13 protein-coding genes and 1 pseudogene are annotated in these 16,487 nt (G+C 72.5%); 5 read left to right on the top strand and 9 right to left on the bottom strand.

All coding sequences use genetic code 11. The features are described 5' to 3' along the window. The first annotated feature begins 3 nt into the window (after positions 1-3). From D7318_RS25370 to D7318_RS25360, 3 genes are read left to right on the top strand one after another with little or no spacing between them, the layout of a single operon-like run. A complete protein-coding gene (locus D7318_RS25370) occupies positions 4-480 on the top strand; it encodes a succinate dehydrogenase hydrophobic membrane anchor subunit (protein ID WP_120699563.1) in 477 nt (158 codons plus the stop codon). Positions 481-516: 36 nt separating this feature from the next. Beyond that, on the top strand, positions 517-2,271 hold the full coding sequence (gene sdhA / locus D7318_RS25365) for a succinate dehydrogenase flavoprotein subunit (protein ID WP_120699526.1): 1,755 nt from the start codon (positions 517-519) through the stop codon (positions 2,269-2,271). Further along, a complete protein-coding gene (locus D7318_RS25360) occupies positions 2,271-3,047 on the top strand; it encodes a succinate dehydrogenase iron-sulfur subunit (RefSeq protein ID WP_120699525.1) in 777 nt (258 codons plus the stop codon). Before sdhA ends, D7318_RS25360 begins: the two co-directional genes overlap by 1 nt. A 61-nt stretch (positions 3,048-3,108) precedes the next feature. On the opposite strand, the gene D7318_RS25355 is transcribed toward D7318_RS25360, so the two are convergent. Together D7318_RS25355 and D7318_RS25350 are read right to left on the bottom strand one after the other, a co-directional pair. Beyond that, on the bottom strand, positions 3,109-4,701 hold the full coding sequence (locus D7318_RS25355) for a choice-of-anchor I family protein (RefSeq protein ID WP_183091600.1): 1,593 nt from the start codon (positions 4,699-4,701) through the stop codon (positions 3,109-3,111). 65 nt (positions 4,702-4,766) lie between these two features. After that, positions 4,767-5,528: an SAM-dependent methyltransferase gene (locus D7318_RS25350; protein WP_120699523.1), complete on the bottom strand. Its 762-nt coding sequence runs from the start codon at positions 5,526-5,528 to the stop codon at positions 4,767-4,769. A 73-nt stretch (positions 5,529-5,601) separates the two neighbouring features. Between D7318_RS25350 and D7318_RS25345 the strand changes: the two genes are divergently transcribed. Further along, positions 5,602-6,969, top strand: a complete 1,368-nt coding sequence (locus D7318_RS25345; protein WP_230424061.1) for an FAD-binding oxidoreductase — start codon at positions 5,602-5,604, stop codon at positions 6,967-6,969. Positions 6,970-7,866: 897 nt separating this feature from the next. Here D7318_RS25345 and D7318_RS25340 read toward each other — a convergent pair. From D7318_RS25340 to D7318_RS25325, 4 genes are all read right to left on the bottom strand, one after another. Further along, positions 7,867-8,691 carry a hypothetical protein gene (locus D7318_RS25340; protein ID WP_120699522.1) on the bottom strand — a complete coding sequence of 275 codons (825 nt, stop codon included), beginning with the start codon at positions 8,689-8,691 and terminating at the stop codon, positions 7,867-7,869. A gap of 21 nt (positions 8,692-8,712) precedes the next feature. After that, entirely contained in the window at positions 8,713-10,353 is a 1,641-nt protein-coding gene (locus D7318_RS25335) for an ABC transporter substrate-binding protein (RefSeq protein ID WP_147437821.1), read from the bottom strand. Between the two features lie 196 nt (positions 10,354-10,549). Next, positions 10,550-10,849, bottom strand: a complete 300-nt coding sequence (locus D7318_RS25330) for a carboxypeptidase-like regulatory domain-containing protein (RefSeq protein ID WP_147437819.1) — start codon at positions 10,847-10,849, stop codon at positions 10,550-10,552. A 156-nt stretch (positions 10,850-11,005) separates the two neighbouring features. Next, positions 11,006-12,427, bottom strand: coding sequence for a metallophosphoesterase (locus tag D7318_RS25325; protein ID WP_120699519.1), 1,422 nt, complete (start codon positions 12,425-12,427; stop codon positions 11,006-11,008). Positions 12,428-12,588: 161 nt separating this feature from the next. Between D7318_RS25325 and D7318_RS25320 the strand changes: the two genes are divergently transcribed. Beyond that, positions 12,589-13,887 carry a D-alanyl-D-alanine carboxypeptidase family protein gene (locus D7318_RS25320; protein ID WP_120699518.1) on the top strand — a complete coding sequence of 433 codons (1,299 nt, stop codon included), beginning with the start codon at positions 12,589-12,591 and terminating at the stop codon, positions 13,885-13,887. 64 nt (positions 13,888-13,951) lie between these two features. Here the strand turns inward: D7318_RS25320 and D7318_RS34195 are convergent. The 3 genes and pseudogenes from D7318_RS34195 to trpS form a co-directional block, all read right to left on the bottom strand. Then, positions 13,952-14,710: pseudogene (locus tag D7318_RS34195) on the bottom strand (YihY/virulence factor BrkB family protein); the annotation flags it as partial. Positions 14,711-14,792: 82 nt separating this feature from the next. Continuing rightward, positions 14,793-15,374 carry a 2'-5' RNA ligase family protein gene (locus D7318_RS25310; RefSeq protein ID WP_120699561.1) on the bottom strand — a complete coding sequence of 194 codons (582 nt, stop codon included), beginning with the start codon at positions 15,372-15,374 and terminating at the stop codon, positions 14,793-14,795. 44 nt (positions 15,375-15,418) lie between these two features. Then, positions 15,419-16,438 carry a tryptophan--tRNA ligase gene (trpS, locus tag D7318_RS25305; RefSeq protein ID WP_120699516.1) on the bottom strand — a complete coding sequence of 340 codons (1,020 nt, stop codon included), beginning with the start codon at positions 16,436-16,438 and terminating at the stop codon, positions 15,419-15,421. Between the last annotated feature and the right edge of the window lie 49 nt (positions 16,439-16,487).

Raw genomic sequence — 16,487 nt, 5'->3', positions numbered from 1 at the left:
ACCATGGCCATCGAGATCAGTGAGGTCGCCAAGGGCGACGAGGGCGGCAGGCGCTACGGCCCCGACAACCCCGCGCCCGTCATCGAGCCCCCGCGCGCCCGCACGCACCGCACGCCCCGCACCACCAGGACCAACTTCGAGCTGTACGGCTGGCTGTTCATGCGGGTGTCGGGGGTGCTCCTGGTCGTCCTGGTGATCACCCACCTGGTGATCCAGCTCGTCCTCGACGGCGGCGTCAGCAAGGTGAGCTTCGCGTTCGTCGCGGGCCGCTGGGCCTCGCCGTTCTGGCAGGTCTGGGACCTGCTGATGCTGTGGCTCGCGATGCTGCACGGCGGCAACGGGCTGCGCACGATCATCAACGACTACGCCCAGCGCGACACCACGCGCTTCTGGCTGAAGATGCTGCTCTATGTGGCCACGGTCTTCACCGTGCTGCTGGGCACCCTGGTGATCTTCACCTTCGACCCGAACATCAGCTGAACCGCCGGGGTTCGACGCGAGAGTGTGACGAGAGCGATGCAGATCCACACGTACGACACCGTCATCGTCGGCGCGGGCGGCGCCGGGATGCGGGCGGCCATCGAGGCCACCCAGCGCAGCCGCACCGCCGTGCTGACGAAGCTGTACCCGACGCGTTCGCACACGGGCGCCGCGCAGGGCGGGATGGCCGCGGCCCTGGCGAACGTCGAGGACGACAACTGGGAGTGGCACACGTTCGACACGGTCAAGGGCGGCGACTACCTGGTGGACCAGGACGCCGCGGAGATCCTGGCCAAGGAGGCCATCGACTCCGTCCTCGACCTGGAGCGGATGGGCCTGCCGTTCAACCGCACCCCTGACGGGCTGATCGACCAGCGCCGCTTCGGCGGCCACAGCCGCAACCACGGCGAGGCCCCCGTGCGCCGCTCGTGCTACGCGGCCGACCGCACCGGGCACATGATCCTCCAGACGCTCTACCAGAACTGCGTGAAGGAGGGCGTCGAGTTCTTCAACGAGTTCTACGTCCTCGACCTGCTGCTCACCACCGTCGACGGCGTGCGCCGCACGGCGGGCGTGGTGGCGTACGAGCTGGCCACGGGCGAGCTGCACGTCTTCCGTGCCAAGGCGGTCGTGTTCGCCTCGGGCGGCAACGGCAAGTTCTACAAGGTGACCTCCAACGCCCACACGCTCACGGGCGACGGGCAGGCGGCGGCGTTCAGGCGCGGACTGCCGCTGGAGGACATGGAGTTCTTCCAGTTCCACCCGACCGGCATCTGGAAGATGGGCATCCTGCTGACCGAGGGCGCGCGGGGCGAGGGCGGCATCCTGCGCAACAAGGACGGCGAGCGCTTCATGGAGAAGTACGCGCCCGTCATGAAGGACCTCGCGTCGCGCGACGTCGTCTCGCGCTCGATCTACACCGAGATCCGCGAGGGCCGCGGCTGCGGCCCCGACGGCGACCATGTGCACCTCGACCTCACGCACCTGCCGCCCGAGCAGCTCGACGCCAAGCTGCCCGACATCACCGAGTTCGCGCGCACCTACCTCGGCATCGAGCCGTACACCGACCCGATCCCGATCCAGCCGACCGCGCACTACGCGATGGGCGGCATCCCGACCAACGTCCGCGGCGAGGTGCTCTCCACCAACACCGACGTGGTCCCCGGGCTCTACGCCGCGGGCGAGGTGGCCTGCGTCTCCGTGCACGGCGCCAACCGCCTCGGCACCAACTCCCTGCTCGACATCAACGTCTTCGGCCGCCGCGCCGGGATCGCCGCCGCCGAGTACGCCGCGGACGCCGACCTGGTGGAGCTGCCGGAGGACCCGGCGCGCTTCGTCGCCGACGAGGTGACGCGCATGCGCGGCGCGACGGGCAACGAGCGGGTGACCGTGATCCGCCGCGCGTTGCAGGAGACGATGGACAGGAACGCCATGGTCTTCCGCACCGAGCAGACGCTCAAGGAGGCGCTCGAGGACATCACGGCGCTGCGCAAGCGGTACCGGAACGTCTCGGTGCAGGACAAGGGCAGGCGCTTCAACACCGATCTGCTCGAGGCCCTGGAGCTGGGGAACCTCCTCGACCTCGCCGAGGTGCTCGTCGTCTCGGCGCTGGCCCGCAAGGAGTCGCGCGGCGGCCACTACCGCGAGGACCACCCGCACCGCGACGACGTCAACTTCATGCGGCACACCATGGCCTATCGCGAAGTGGACTCCCAAGGAAACGAGACGATCAGGCTCGACTACAAGCCGGTCGTCCAGACCCGCTACCAGCCGCAGGAGCGTACGTACTGATGGCAACGGTCACCGAGACCCCGACCGGGGGCATGGCCGACTCGGCCCACCTCGCGCGGGTCACGTTCCGGATCCGGCGGTTCAACCCCGAGTCCTCCGAGCACGCGTTCTGGCAGGACTTCACGCTGGACATCGACCCCAAGGAGCGGGTGCTCGACGCCCTCCACCAGATCAAGTGGGAGGAGGACGGCACCCTGACGTTCCGCCGCTCCTGCGCCCACGGCATCTGCGGCTCGGACGCGATGCGGATCAACGGCAAGAACCGGCTGGCCTGCAAGACGCTCATCAAGGACATCGCCGACCTCGACGGCGGCCCCAAGGCCAAGCCCGTGGTGATCGAGCCGCTCAAGGGCATGACGGTCCAGAAGGACCTGATCGTCGACATGGAGCCGTTCTTCCAGGCGTACCGCGACGTGATGCCGTTCCTGATCACGACGGGCAACCAGCCCTCGCGCGAGCACCGCCAGTCGGCGGAGCAGCGGGAGCGCTTCGACGACACGACCAAGTGCATCCTGTGCGCGGCGTGCACGGGCGCGTGCCCGGTCTTCTGGAACGACGGCCAGTACTTCGGCCCGGCGGCGATCGTCAACGCCCACCGCTTCATCTTCGACTCGCGCGACGAGGGCGCGGAGCAGCGCCTGGAGATCCTCAACGACCGCGACGGCGTGTGGCGTTGCCGCACGATCTTCAACTGCACGGACGCCTGCCCGCGCGGCATCGAGGTGACGAAGGCGATCCAAGAGGTCAAACAGGCCCTGATCACCCGCAGGTTCTGACACCGGCCCCGACGACGTGCCCGTGTCTCGGATGGGGTGTGGGCGCGTCGTCGCGATGGCTTCAGGCGATCTCGTAGATCGCCGTCGTGCCGCTCGTCTCGAAGCCGACGACCAGCAGGGGCTTGTCCGTCGGGCTGTCCTGGGCGCGGATGAACGTCAGGCCCTCGGGGCCGAGGTCGCCCGCCGTGCCCGCCTCGGGGTCGCCCGCGAAGTCACGGGAGTTGACATAGCCCGCGAGCTCGGGGTGGCGCGGGTTCGACAGGTCGTGGACCACGACGCCGCCGACGCGTTCGAGACCGGCGAACGCGTACTCCGTGCCCGCGACCCGGCCCACCGTGACGCCCTCGGGCTCGGGGCCCTTGTTGTCGCTGCGGGAGTCGGGGGCGTTCTCCGTGTTGTCGGTGTTGAAGTCGTCGGGGAAGCGCTCGGCGATCAGGCGTTCGAGCTCGTCGCCCGAGTCCCACACCACCCGGCCGCGCGTGTCGAGCACCGAGAGCGAGCGCCCGCCGAGCGCGTGCAGCTCGGTGTAGCGCCCCTGCCGGTCGCGCGGCGACGTCTCGGTGATGGTCAGGCGGCCGAGCGCCTCGGGGCGTTGCAGCTCATCGGCGTCGCGGAATGCGCGGGGCGACAGCTCCACGTCCGCCACGCGCACCTCCTCCGCGTAGCAGTCCCAGTCGCGGGCGTCGCCCTCGTTGGCCGTGATCAGGTAGTCGCCACGGGAGAACGCCGCGATGCCGTCGGGCTGGTAGAGGCCGCGCACCGGCCAGCGGCCGATGTGGGTGCCGCCGTCCTCGTCGGACGGGTCGAGGCCGTTGCCGCGGCGGGAGTGGTCCTTGGTGCCGAGCGGCTCGATGCGTGTGACGCGCGCCTGGGCGAGGTTCACCACGGCGATCGCGTTGTTCTCCTGGAGCGTCACATAGGCGAGGCGCCCGTCGGGCGAGACCGTCGGGTACTCGGGCTCAAGGTCCTGCGCGGCCGAGGCGCCGGGCCCGTAGATACGCACGCCGTCGCGGCGCAGCCGGTCCTCCGAGCCGTTCCAGGCGCGGAAGTCGGCGGTGCGGACGCCCTCGACGCGGCCCTCGTGCAGCGTGATGACGCTCACCGAGCCCTCAGGGTCGTAGCCGTCCTCCTCGCAGTAGGAGGCGGGCTCGCCCTCGTTGGCGACGACGACGCGGCTGCCGTCGGGGGTGAACGTGAGGGCGTCGGGCAGCGCGCCCACGGTGACCGAGTCGACAGGGGCGCCGTCGTCGGCGCGGAAGAACGACACGGTGCCGGGCCGCGTCTTGTCGCTCGCCTGCTGGGCGACGGCGACGAGCCCGTCGTGCACGGCGACGCTATTGGCCCCTGGGGTGGCAAGCTCGGCCACCTTGACGGGGTTCGCCGGGTCGGCGATGTCCAGCACGTCGACGGTGCCGCGTTCGGCGTTGACCGTGAACACCCGTGCGGTGGCCGGGTCGAACGCCGTGATCTCGGCCGCGGCCTCGTCGAAGGACCCGGACTCGTACCGGCCGAGCAGGGTCAGCTCCAACGCGCCGCCGGGGCGCCCGTGCCGCGCGTCGCGCGCGTCCCGCGCTTCCTGCGCCGCGGCGGGCGCGAGTGCGGTGGCGCCGAGCAGCACGGCGGTGCCGAGCAGTGCGCTTCTTCGGTATTTCATGCGCCGGATCGTGGCCCGTCCCCGCGCCCGCCCGGTGAACGGCGGCGAGCCCCCGGGTGAACACCTCACGCCGCGTCGCGCAGCACCAGGGTGACAAAGCCGAGCGTGCCGCGGTAGCCGTGCAGCCAGCCGGTGCGGTGCGCGTCGGCGGTCGCGCGGGCCTCGGCCGCGTCGGGGTGGTCGGGGTGGTCGAGCGCCCAGCGGGAGAGCGATCCGGTCCAGCACCACTCGTACTCGTCCCACTCGTCGAGCGTCGAGGTGTGCCCGTTGACCGGCAGCCAGCCGTCGGCGACGACGCGGTCGACGGTGCCGCCGAGATCGGCGTGATCGTCGGGGCGCGCGTCGAGCGCCCGGAGCGCGGCGGGCCCCGGCTCGCGCTCCCAGAACCCCTCGCCGACCACGACGCACCCGCCGGGCGCGAGCAGGCGGCGCGCGGCCGCGAGCGCGGGCAGCAGCCCGCCGAACGCGTGCGTCGAGCCGACACACAGCACCACGTCGAACGTCCCGGGCGGGGTGATGGCGGCGAACCGCGCGGCGTCGGCCTCGTGCAGCTCGAGCCGGTCGGCGACCCCGAGGCGCCGCGCCTGCGCCGCCGCCCGGTCGAGGCAGGGCTCCGAGATGTCGACGCCCACGCCGGTGGCGCGGCTCCAGCCGGTGAGCGCGGTGAGCAGCCACTGGGCCTGACCGCACCCCAGGTCGAACAACCTCCCACCGCCCGAAGGGCGTTGCATGGCCACGGCGAGCACGGCGCGGAACGCGTCACCGCTGAGCGGGGCGGCGATGGGATGCTCGGAATGGGTGATGAGGTGGCGGTCGTAACGTTCCATCGCACGGCAGCCTCGCACAATGGCCACCGTCCCGACCATGGGATTTTCCGCACGGCGATGCGAAACTTCCGCTATGGACACTCTTGTCGCACGGCTGCGCGAGGGGCTGCCCGCCGAGGCGGTCCTGACCGACAGCGATGTCACCGCGTCCTACGCCCACGACATGGCCAGCTTCTGCCCCGCTGGCGCCCCCGCGGCCGTCGTGCTGCCGCGCACGGTGGACCAGGTGCGCCACGTCATGCGCACCGCGCACGAGGCGCGCGTGCCCGTGGTCCCGCAGGGCGCGCGCACGGGGCTGTCCGGCGGCGCCAACGCCATCGACGGGTGCGTGGTGCTCTCGCTCGTGCGGATGGACCGGATCCTGGAGATCGACCCGGTCAACCGGTACGCCGTCGTCGAGCCGGGCGTCGTCAACGCCGACCTGTCCAAGGCGGTGGCCGCCCACGGCCTCGCCTATCCCCCCGACCCGTCGAGCTGGGAGCAGTGCACCATCGGCGGGAACATCGGCACGGGCTCGGGCGGCCTGTGCTGCGTCAAGTACGGCGTGACGGCCGAGTATGTCCTCGGCCTCGACGTGGTGCTGGCGGACGGTCGGCTCCTGACGACCGGTCGGCGCACGGCCAAGGGCGTGGCCGGGTACGACCTGACGCGGCTGTTCGTCGGCTCCGAGGGAACGCTCGGCGTGGTCGTGGGCGCGGTGCTCGCGCTGCGGCCCGCGCCGCCGCGGCAGCTGGTGCTGGCCGCGGAGTTCGGCTCGGCCGCCGCGGCGGGCGACGCGGTCTGCCGGATCATGGCCGAGGGCCACACCCCCTCGCTGCTCGAGCTGATGGACGCGACGACGATCGCCGCCGTCAACAAGCTGACGCGCATGGGACTTCCCGAGAGCACGCGGGCGCTCCTGCTCGCGGCGTTCGACACCGCGGACCCGGCCGCCGACCTCGCGGCGGTCGCCGAGCTGTGCCGGGGCGCGGGCGCCACGGACGTGGTGCCCGCCGAGGACGACGCCGAGTCCGAGATGCTGCTCGCCGCGCGGCGCTCGGCGCTGGTGGCCCTGGAGGCGGTCAAGGGCACCACGATGATCGACGACGTGTGCGTGCCGCGCAGCAGGCTCGCCGACCTGCTCGACGGGGTGGCGGCCATCGCCGAACGCCACCGCCTGACGATCGGCGTGTGCGCGCACGCGGGCGACGGCAACACCCACCCGACCGTGTGCTTCGACGCCCGCGACGAGGACGAGTCGCGCCGCGCGCGGGCGTCGTTCGACGAGATCATGGCCCTCGGCCTCGACCTCGGCGGCACGATCACGGGCGAACACGGCGTGGGCGTCCTCAAGAAGGAGTGGCTGGCCCGCGAGCTGGGCCAGGACGGCGTGGAGCTGCAACGCGCGATCCGCCAGGTCTTCGACCCGAGAGGCATCCTGAACCCGGGCAAGGTGCTGTAACGCCTGCCGCTGTGGCTCGGCCGTTGCTCGCTGCGGGTGGGCGAGGGGTTGCGCGGCTGCCGCCGCGGGCTCGGCCGTGGGCGACGGCGCTGGCGCGCCTGCCGTTGCTCGGTGCGGGCGCGCTGTTGGCACGGGTTGTCGCGGCTGCCGCCGCAGGCTCGGCCGTTGGCCGGTGAGGGGGAACGGTGTTCCCGGCCCGGCCCGGCTGGCCGTTGCCCGGTGCGGGTGGGATGTTGGCGCGGGTTGTCGCGGCTGCCGCCGCGGGGGCGGCCGCATGGTGCGACGCCCTGTTGCGGCTGTGGTTGCGGCTGCCGCCGCAGGCCCGGCCGTTGGCCGGTGATGGGTCCGGTGTGTGGTGCGGCGCGCTGCCGCGCGCGGCGTGTGGCGGTGCGGGACGCCTGCCGCTGTGGCTCGGCCGTTGCTCGCTGCGGGTGGGCGAGGGGTTGCGCGGCTGGCGCCGCAGGCTCGGCCGTGGGCTTGTCATCGGCGCGTGCCACGCGGCCCGGCCCTGGGTCAGTGCGGGTCGGCCGGTGGGACTGCGGCTACCGCCGCGGGGGTCCGGCCGTGCCCGAACTGTCCGCACCGTCGGAACACGTGGGCCGCGGCGCGGCACGCGCCCAAGGCGGCAGCCGGACCGGTCCGAAAACGCCGTTCCCGGACACCGCCCCACGGACGGGCCGCGCGATGCGCGCCGACGGGGCCGTCGACCACGGCGTCGCACCGTGCACACCGGCCAACGGCCAAGCCCGCGGCGCCAGCCGCAGCCACAGCCGCAACAGGGCGTCGCACCGCGCGGCCGCCCCCGCGGCGCCAGCCGCGAAACCCCTCACCCACCCGCACCGAGCAACGGCAGCCGCGCCAGCGCCGTCGCCCACGGCCGAGCCACAGCGGCAGGCGTCATGCGGCAGGCGTTCTGCACAGAAGCTCCGTCAACTCCCGGCGCAGCTCCTCCGGTTCGCGGTTCAGCTCGGGGGCGACCCGGGTGCCCCAGTCGTCGGCCATGCGGTCGAGCGCCTGGCCGATCGCCCGGTGCATCATCCGCCGCGTCACCAGCAGCGGCACCGCGGCCACCGGGCGGGCCAGGCCGCGGCCCCGCAGCATCGTGACCACCTCGACGCGCCACGTTCCGTCGGTGGCCTCGCACGGGCTGGCCTCGAACGCGGCCCGCAGGACCGGGTGCCGCATCCGCAGCGAGAACGCGGGCTTGCCGGGCGCGCCCCCGCGCGCCACCCCTTCGAGCGCCTGCCACCAGCGCGCGAGGTCGAGCGTGCCGTTGAGCGTGAACCACCGCAGCCGCCTGCGCCGCCCGTCCGCGCGGGTCAGCGCCCCGTCGACGGCCAGGTCGAGCCGTTCGGGCCGGTCGGCGCTGTGCAGCCGCACCACGGACACGACCCGGCCGCTCGACGTCTCGGCGCCGTCGGGGGACGCGTACGACGGGTGCGTCGCCTCGAAGCGCGCGCCCGTCTCGCGGGCGCGGTCCCAGGCGAGCACCTCGGCCCGCACCGTCTGCTCGTGACCGTCCACCAGCGCGTAGGTGGCGCCGGGCCTCAGGTGCTCGCCGGAGCGCAGCTCGACGCCCGCGACGGGCCTGCCGTCCTCGGTGAGCAGGGTGGCCCCCCGCGTGTCGAGGCTCTCCAGGACGTCGTGCGCGACGCCGACGGATCTCTCGACGTGCGGACGGCTGACGGACGTGAGGACGATCGTGTGCCGTAGGCGTGCCATGTGCGCATCCTGCCGCACGGATCAGATCCGGCGCAGCTCCCAGAGCCGCCACACGGTGCTGCTGCTCGACAGATGCTGAATGCCCGTGATGTCCTCGGCGCTGAGGGTGATCCGTTTGTCCTGGAAGATCGGCACGATGGACGCCGCCTCGCTCGCCAGCTCGTGGATGTGCTTGAAGCGGTCGGCGGCCAGCCCCCGGTCGGGCTCGTTGCGGGTCTGGGCGATCAGGTCGTTGATCTCGGCGTCGCTGTAGCCGGTGTTGAGGCCGTCGCCCTCGCCGAGCAGCACGTCGGTGAACGCCGCGGGGTCGGGGTAGTCGGCCACCCAGCCGACGACATAGGCGTCGAACGGGGCGGAGCTGTAGATCTGCGGGATGAACTCGGACCAGTCGTAGTAGGTCGTCGTGACGTCGAACAGGCCGTCCGCCTCGAGCTGGCGGGTGATCACCTCGGCCTCCTCGTGGTTCTGGACGCCTCGCGAGTAGGCGAGGTCGAACGGCACGGGCAGCTCGTACCCGGCCGCCTCGAGCTCGTCGCGCAGCTCCTCGGGGTCCGTGTCGCGGTACTGGTCGTAGTACGGCGTGCCATGGCCCGCGAAGCCCACGGGGATCAGCGAGTAGAGCGCCTCGACGGCGTTCTCGTGGACATGGCGGGTGATCGCCTCGCGGTCGAGCATCGCGGCGGCCGCGCTGCGCAGCGCGTCGTCGGCCATGGGGGCGCCCTCGCGGGTGTTGAAGCCCATGACGCGGATGGAGGAGGCGGCGGACTCGCTGAAGCGGTGGTCGGGGTCGGCGGGGTTGATCTCCGCGAGCACCTCGGGCGGCATCTTGCCGTCGTTGACGTCGACCTCGCCGTCCTCCCACGCGCGGGCCAGCAGCTGGTCGGCGGCGGTGCCGTCCTCGGCCTCGGTGAACCACCGGACGCGGATGGGGAATTCGGCGCGCTCGTTGGCGCCCCGGTAGTCGGGGTTGGGCTCGAGTTCGGCGTACTCGGTGGGCTCGTACGCGGTCAGCGTGTAGGGCCCCGAGCCGACGACGGAGCCGTCGTCACGCGGCTCGAGCTCCTCGTAGCTCTCGCTGTCCACGATGGCGCCCGCGCTGCCCGCCACGATGAACGGGAAGGTCGCGTCCGGCTGGTTGAGCTGGAACACGATGTCCCTGCCGTCGACGGTGACCGACTCCAGGGAGGCGAGCAGGCTCGAGGGGCCCGCGTAGTTGAACTTCTCCTCCGCCGGGATGCTGTCGTCCGCCTCGTCCTGCTCGGCGCGTTCGGCCATGGCGAGGATGCGGTCGTAGGAGAACTTGACGTCGGCGGGGGTCATCAGCCGACCGGTGGAGAACGTCAGGTCCTCGCGCAGGGTGCAGCGGAAGACCGTCAGGTCGTCGTTGTCGAAGTCGCATGCCTCGGCCGCGTCGGGCACGGGCTGCTCGTTGCCCGGTACATAGGTCAGCAGCGACTGGTAGAGGTTGCTGACCATCATGGCGGCGCCCGCGTCGTAGGCGCCGCCGGGATCGAGCATCGAGGGTGTGGACGTGCTGCCCACGACGATCGGTTCCTTGTCGCCACCATCCGAACGGAAGAACATCCAGCCGCCGATCGCACCGACGACCAGCACGACGGCCAGTCCGATGCCCATGGCCGATCTGGCCCGGATCCGTGCCACTCCCCGAACCCTTTCTCGCAACAATCTCGGTGGCTCAGCCAACCACAGGGTTCTCACCACTGCACCACGAGGGGCACAACGGTGCGGCCACAACTTGACCCGGATCTGGAGGGGAAGCGCTTTCGGTGACGGACCTAACCGGGCAAGTACGGGGATTTCGAAGGCTGTTCGAGCTTCACCCGACGGTCACCCGAGGTCAGTCCTGAAGTGTGGCGCCCGGCACATCGATGCGGAACTCCACCTCCACCGCGCGCCCTTCGAGCCTGACCGCCACGCTCTGGCTGCCCAACTGGGGGGAGAACGCGGCCAGCAGGTACTCCCCGTGCGTCGGGGCGGTCACCGTGAAGCCGCCGTCGTCCGCGCTGCGCGTCTTCACCAGACTCCGCCCGCCCCCCGGACCCGTCAGGGTCACCACGGCCCGAGGCAGCGCGACTCCGAGGGAGTCACGCACCCGGCCTCGGATGACGAGGGCCTCGATCTCGATCTCGTCCGCCATTGCCCACCGCACCTCCGCCACAGCGTTCCGTGTCCGCCACGCTGTCACTTTGTTCCCTGGTCGTTATCCAAGACACCGGAGCGGGACGAATAGTTGACTCGCACGACAGCTTGAGACGAAAACCGGACAATCGCACTCAGCTTTTGTTTGCCGAGGTCAGGACTGCCCCGACTCCAGCGTGATGATCGTCACATCCGGGTCGGCGCCGATGCGGACGGGCGGCCCCCACGCGCCGGCGCCGCGCGTGACATAGAGCTGGGTGTCCCCGTAGCGCTCGAGGCCCGCCAGGGTCGGGTTGGCGAGCGCGGCCAGATAGGTGATCGGCCAGACCTGGCCGCCGTGGGTGTGGCCGGAGAGCTGGAGGTCGACGCCGTGGTCGACCGCGTCGTGGATGGTGACCGGCTGATGGGACATCAGGATCGACGCCCGCCGCGGGTCGCGGTCGCCGAGCGCCGCGTCGAAGTCGGGGCCGCCGCCCTCGGTGCCCTCGCCCGCCAGGTCGTTGACCCCGGCCAGGTCGAAGTGGGGCAGCTCGTCGCGGGCGTTCTCCAGGGGGCGCAGGCCCAGCTCGCGCACGTGGTCGAGCCATTCGGCCGTGCCCTCGACGAAGTACTCGTGGTTGCCCGTGACGAAGTACGCGCCGTCGCGCGCGCTCAGCTGGGCGAGCGGGGCCACGGCGGTCCGCAGGTCGGCCACCTCGGCGTCCACCATGTCGCCGACGACGGTGATCAGGTCGGGCTGCGCGCGGTTGATCGTGTCGACCACGCGCTGGCAGTGGGAGCGGCCCATGAGCGGGCCAAGATGGATGTCGCTGACCACCGCGACGCGGTAGCCGTGGGCCGCGCGGGGCAGCTTGGCCAGCGGGACGGCGACATGCTTGGTCCTGAGGTTCCGCGCGGCCCACGAGCCGTAGCCGAGGGCACCGGCCGCGACCACCCCCGCGGTGACCGCCGCGGCGCGGGAGACCAGCAGCCTGCGGCTCAGCTCGGCGGGATCGTCCGGGGCCTTCCCTTCCCTCCGGCCCTTCGCGCCCTCCGCCTCGGCGCCGCCGTCCCCCTTACCACCCTCGTCACCCTCGCCGCCAGCGCGTTCTCCGGCCGCGCCGCCCTCGCCCGCCGCGGATTCGGCCGGATCCTTCGCCCCCGCCGTCGATCCCCCCGTCGATCCCCCGGGCGCCTCATCCGTCGCCGCCACCCCGGCCGCCACCGGGACCGGCTCGGACACGGGCTCGGGCTCCTCCACCGCGCGCCCCCGCGCCCGGCGCCGCAGCACCCGCAGGACCAGCGGCCTCACCAGCTCGGCCGCGCCCAGCGTGAGCAGCAGGTAGAGCAGCGCGATCATCCAGTGGTAGCCCGGCCACGCCGTGACCCGCTGCACGTCGAACGGAACGCCCATCTCGCGCCCGGTGAACGAGAACACCGCGAGCACCGGCAGCACCCCGAGCGCCACCGCCCCCACGGTCCGGTACCGGCTGCCCGGCGCGGAGACGTCCCGCACGAGGCGTTTCCACAGGTACCAGTGGGCCGCGCCGAGCACGACCGTCACCACAGCCAGCGGGATGACGATCAAAACGCCCATGGTGAACGTCCTTTCAGCTTCTTGTCCGACCAGTATGCGGGGGTGCCGGAGCGTCCTCCGGATCGGGGCCGGTCACCGGTTTGGGCCGCTCCACTGGTCGCCTCGGGGACGGCCAACGGTAAGTTCGTGATGTGCCGTTCACTCGCTCGTCCTCCCTTCGGATGCCCGTTCGCGCGCTCGTGCTGGCCATAGTCACTCCCGCGCTGCTCGCCCCGGCCGTCGCCGCCGCGGCCGACGACGACCCGCCCGCCGAGAGGTCGGCGGTGGGCGGCGAGCTGCTGGCCAGCCCGCGCCCCCAGGTGCGCGCCGACGACGGCGCGCCCGCGCTGCCCGACGACCTCACCGCCGCGTCGTGGATCGTCGCCGACGCGGAGAGCGGCGACGTGCTCGCCGCCCGCGACGCCCACAGGCCGCTGCCGCCCGCGAGCACGCTGAAGATGCTGTTCGCGGACGCGCTGCTGCCGAAGTTCGACCGCGACGACACCTATGTCGCTGACCCGGACGACATGGTGGACCTCGGCCCCGGCAGCAGCGCCGTCGGCCTGGACGACGGCGCGACCTACACCGTCGAGGACCTGTGGCACGGCGTCTTCCTGGCCTCGGGCAACGACGCGGTGGCCGCGTTGACCGCCATGAACGGCGGCCGCGAGCCCACCGTCGCCGAGATGAACGAGCGCGCCGACGACCTCCAGGCCAACGACACCCACGTGGTGAGCCCCGACGGGTACGACGCCGAAGGGCAGGTGTCGTCGGCCTACGACCTGACCCTGATCGCCCGCTCCGGCATGCAGAACGCCGACTTCCGCGCGTACGCCGCCACCCCGAACGCCGACTTCCCCGGCGAGGGCGAGGGCGAGGATCGGGAGACCTACGAGATCCAGAACACCAACCGCCTCCTGGTCGGCGCCCCCGGGCTCGAGCCCTACGAGGGCATCGCCGGGGTGAAGAACGGCTACACCTCGGGCGCCGGGTACACGTTCACCGGCGTCGCCGAGCGCGGCGGGCGCGTGCTGCTCGTCACCGTGATGGACCCCGACGGCGACAGCCTGACGGTCTACCGGGAGACCGCGGCGCTGTTCGACTGGGGCTTCGACGCGGCCGACTCGGTCGAGCCGATCGGCGAGCTGGTGCCGCCGCTGAGCGAGCTGCCGCAGGACCCGCCGCGCGACCCTGGCGAGGCCACGGGCGGCGCGGACGCCGACGGGGCCAACCCCGCCGAGGGTTCGGGCGCGACGGGCCAGGAGGGCGCCGCGGGCGGCGGCGGTGACGGGATCTCCGCCACCGGGCTCACGGTGCTCGGGGTCACCGCGGCGGGTCTCGCGGCGGTCGCGGGGGCGGCGTATCTCTTCCACCGCCGCCATCCGCTGCCCCTGTCGCGTCCGTCCCGCCCGTCCCGTCCGGCGCGCCCTTCCCGCCCTTCGCGTCCATGGCGTCGGCGTGCGGACGCTCCGCCGGAGTGACCGCGGTCGCCGTCCAGGCGCAGCAGATCAGCAGGAGCTTGGCCATCAGGTTCATCCACACCAGCAGGGCGATCGGGACGCCGAACGCCCCGTACACGTTCCTGGTGGCCACGTCCGTCAGATAGCTCCCGAGCAGCGCCTTGAGCAGCTCGAAGCCGACCGCGCCCAGCGCGCACGCCGCCACGACGGCGCGCCGGGGCGGCCGCACGCCGGGCAGCAGCACCAGCAGGTAGACCAGCAGGAAGAACGTCACGACCATCGCGAACCCGTAGGCGGCCACCCGGATCGGCCACCCCGTCCCCGCGGTGCGCGCCGCCCAGTGGACCGCGCCGGTCGCGAGCGCCGAGACGCCGAGCGAGAGCAGCGTGACGACGCCGAGCCCGGCGAGCACGCCCAGGTCGCGCGCGCGGCGCAGCAGGGGGTTCGCCTCGGGGTCTGGCAGGTCCCACAGCGCGCGCAGGCAGCCGCGCAGCGCGTCCACCCAGCTCGCGCCCGTGGGCACCACCAGGAGCAGGGAGATCAGGCCGATCGTGCCCGCCTGGTCGAAGAGGGCGTGCAGGTCGAGGCGCTGGGAGATACCGGGCACCTGGTCGGAGGCCCAGCGCTCGATGTCGTCGATCCGCCCCCGCCCGAGCACCGCGACCCCGAGGGCCACGGCGACGCCGAGGACGGGGAAGAACGCGACGAAGCTGGTGAACGTGATGGCCGCCGCGAGCCGCGACCAGGCCCTGTCGTCCAGGTGCCGGTACACGCGCCAGGCCCGGCTGCGCAGGAACCACGCCACCGCCGGGCCGATCCCCCGCGTCCGGGTCAGTCTGTCCATGACGAGGCTCACGGTAGACGCGGGTGCCCCGAGCGGCGCCGATGACACGGCGGGGCTCCGCGGGGCGGCGGGCGGCCCGCCGTTACGCGGCCTCCAGGGGCCGCTCGCGCGACGCCGTCCTGGTGCCGCGCTGCCGCGGGCACGGCGCGAACGCGAACGCGCGCCGCAGGCTCCACGCCCCGCCCGGACCCTGCTCGTAGAGGGCGAACCCCGAGACGGTCCAGTCCGCCTCGTACGCGGCCAGCTCGGCCTGCGCCGCGTCCAGCGCCCCCTCGGGGACGCCATGGGCGACCGTCACATGCGGGTGGTAGGGGAACGGCAGCTCGCGCGCAAGCGGGCCGCCGTCCGCGCGCACCCGCTCCTGGAGGCGCCCGCACGCCGAGACGCCCTCGACCACCCGCACGAAGACGACGGGCGAGAGCGGCCTGAAGGTGCCGGTGCCGTGGAGCCGCATCGGGAACGGCCCGGCATCGGCGGCGATCGCGGCCAGGTGGTCCTCGATCGCGGGGCGGTCGGCCGCCGCGACCTCGGTGGGCGGCAGCAGCGTCACATGGGTGGGGATGCCCGAGGCCGCGGCGTCCCCGAAGCCCAGGCGGCGGCGCTGGAGCCTGCTGCCGTGCGGCTCCGGCACCGGGATGGACACGCCGAGGGTGACCGTCCCCACCACTTCGCCCTCCTGTCTGTCCTTCGTCCTTCGGTCCCGGGAGGTCAGCCTCGCGGCCCCGTGGGCAGGAAGCCCACCTTGTCGTACACCTCGGCGAGCGTCGCGGCGGCGACCTCGCGCGCCTTCGCCGCGCCGTCCGCGAGGATGCGGTCGAGCTCGGCCGGGTCGTTCAGATACTCAAGGGTGCGGGCCCTGAACGGCGCCACCCAGTGCGCGAACACCTCGGCCAGCTCCGTCTTGAGCGGGCCGTACAGCTGCCCCGTGAACTTCTCCTCGAGCTCGGGCACCGAGATCCCGGTGAGCGCGGAGTAGATCGTCAGGAGGTTGCTCAGGCCCGGCTTGGCCTCCCGGTCGAAGCGGATCTCCGTGCCGGTGTCCGTGACGGCGCTGCGGAACTTCTTCGCCGACGCCTTCGGCTCGTCCATCAGCCACACGATGCCCTTGGGCGACGACGCCGACTTGCTCATCTTGATCGACGGGTCCTGGAGGTCGTAGATCTTCGCCGCGTCCTTCAGGATGTACGCGCCCGGCACGGTGAACGTCGGCCCGTACCGCCCGTTGAACCGCTCGGCCAGGTCGCGCGTCAGCTCGATGTGCTGCCGCTGGTCCTCGCCCACCGGGACCTCGTGGGCGTTGTAGATCAGGATGTCGGCGGCCTGGAGCACCGGGTAGGTGAAGAGCCCCACGGTCGTGCCCTCGGTGCCCTGCCTGGCCGACTTGTCCTTGAACTGCGTCATGCGCGACGCCTCGCCGAAGCCCGTCAGGCAGTTCATCACCCAGGCGAGCTGCGCGTGCTCGGGCACGTGGCTCTGCACGAACAGCGCGCAGCGCGACGGGTCGAGGCCCGCGCCGAGGAGCTGCGCCGCGGCGAGACGCGTCGACTGCCGCAGCTGCTCGGGGTCCTGGGGAATGGTGATCGCGTGCATGTCGACAACGGCGTAGAACGCGTCGTGCGTCTCCTGGAGCGCCACCCACTGCCGGACCGCGCCCAGGTAGTTCCCCAGGTGGAACGAGCCCGCCGTGGGCTGGATCCCGGACAGCACGCGCAGTGGTTGAGTGGCCATGCGCGCCATTGTCTCAGGTCGCGACGGCCCCCCGGGAGCCGTTGTGGGC

The organism is Streptomyces radicis (assembly GCF_003626575.1).
Lineage (GTDB): Bacteria > Actinomycetota > Actinomycetes > Streptomycetales > Streptomycetaceae > Streptomyces > Streptomyces radicis.
Note: the sequence above shows the minus strand (reverse complement) of the source record. Positions and strands in the feature narration are given on the sequence as shown.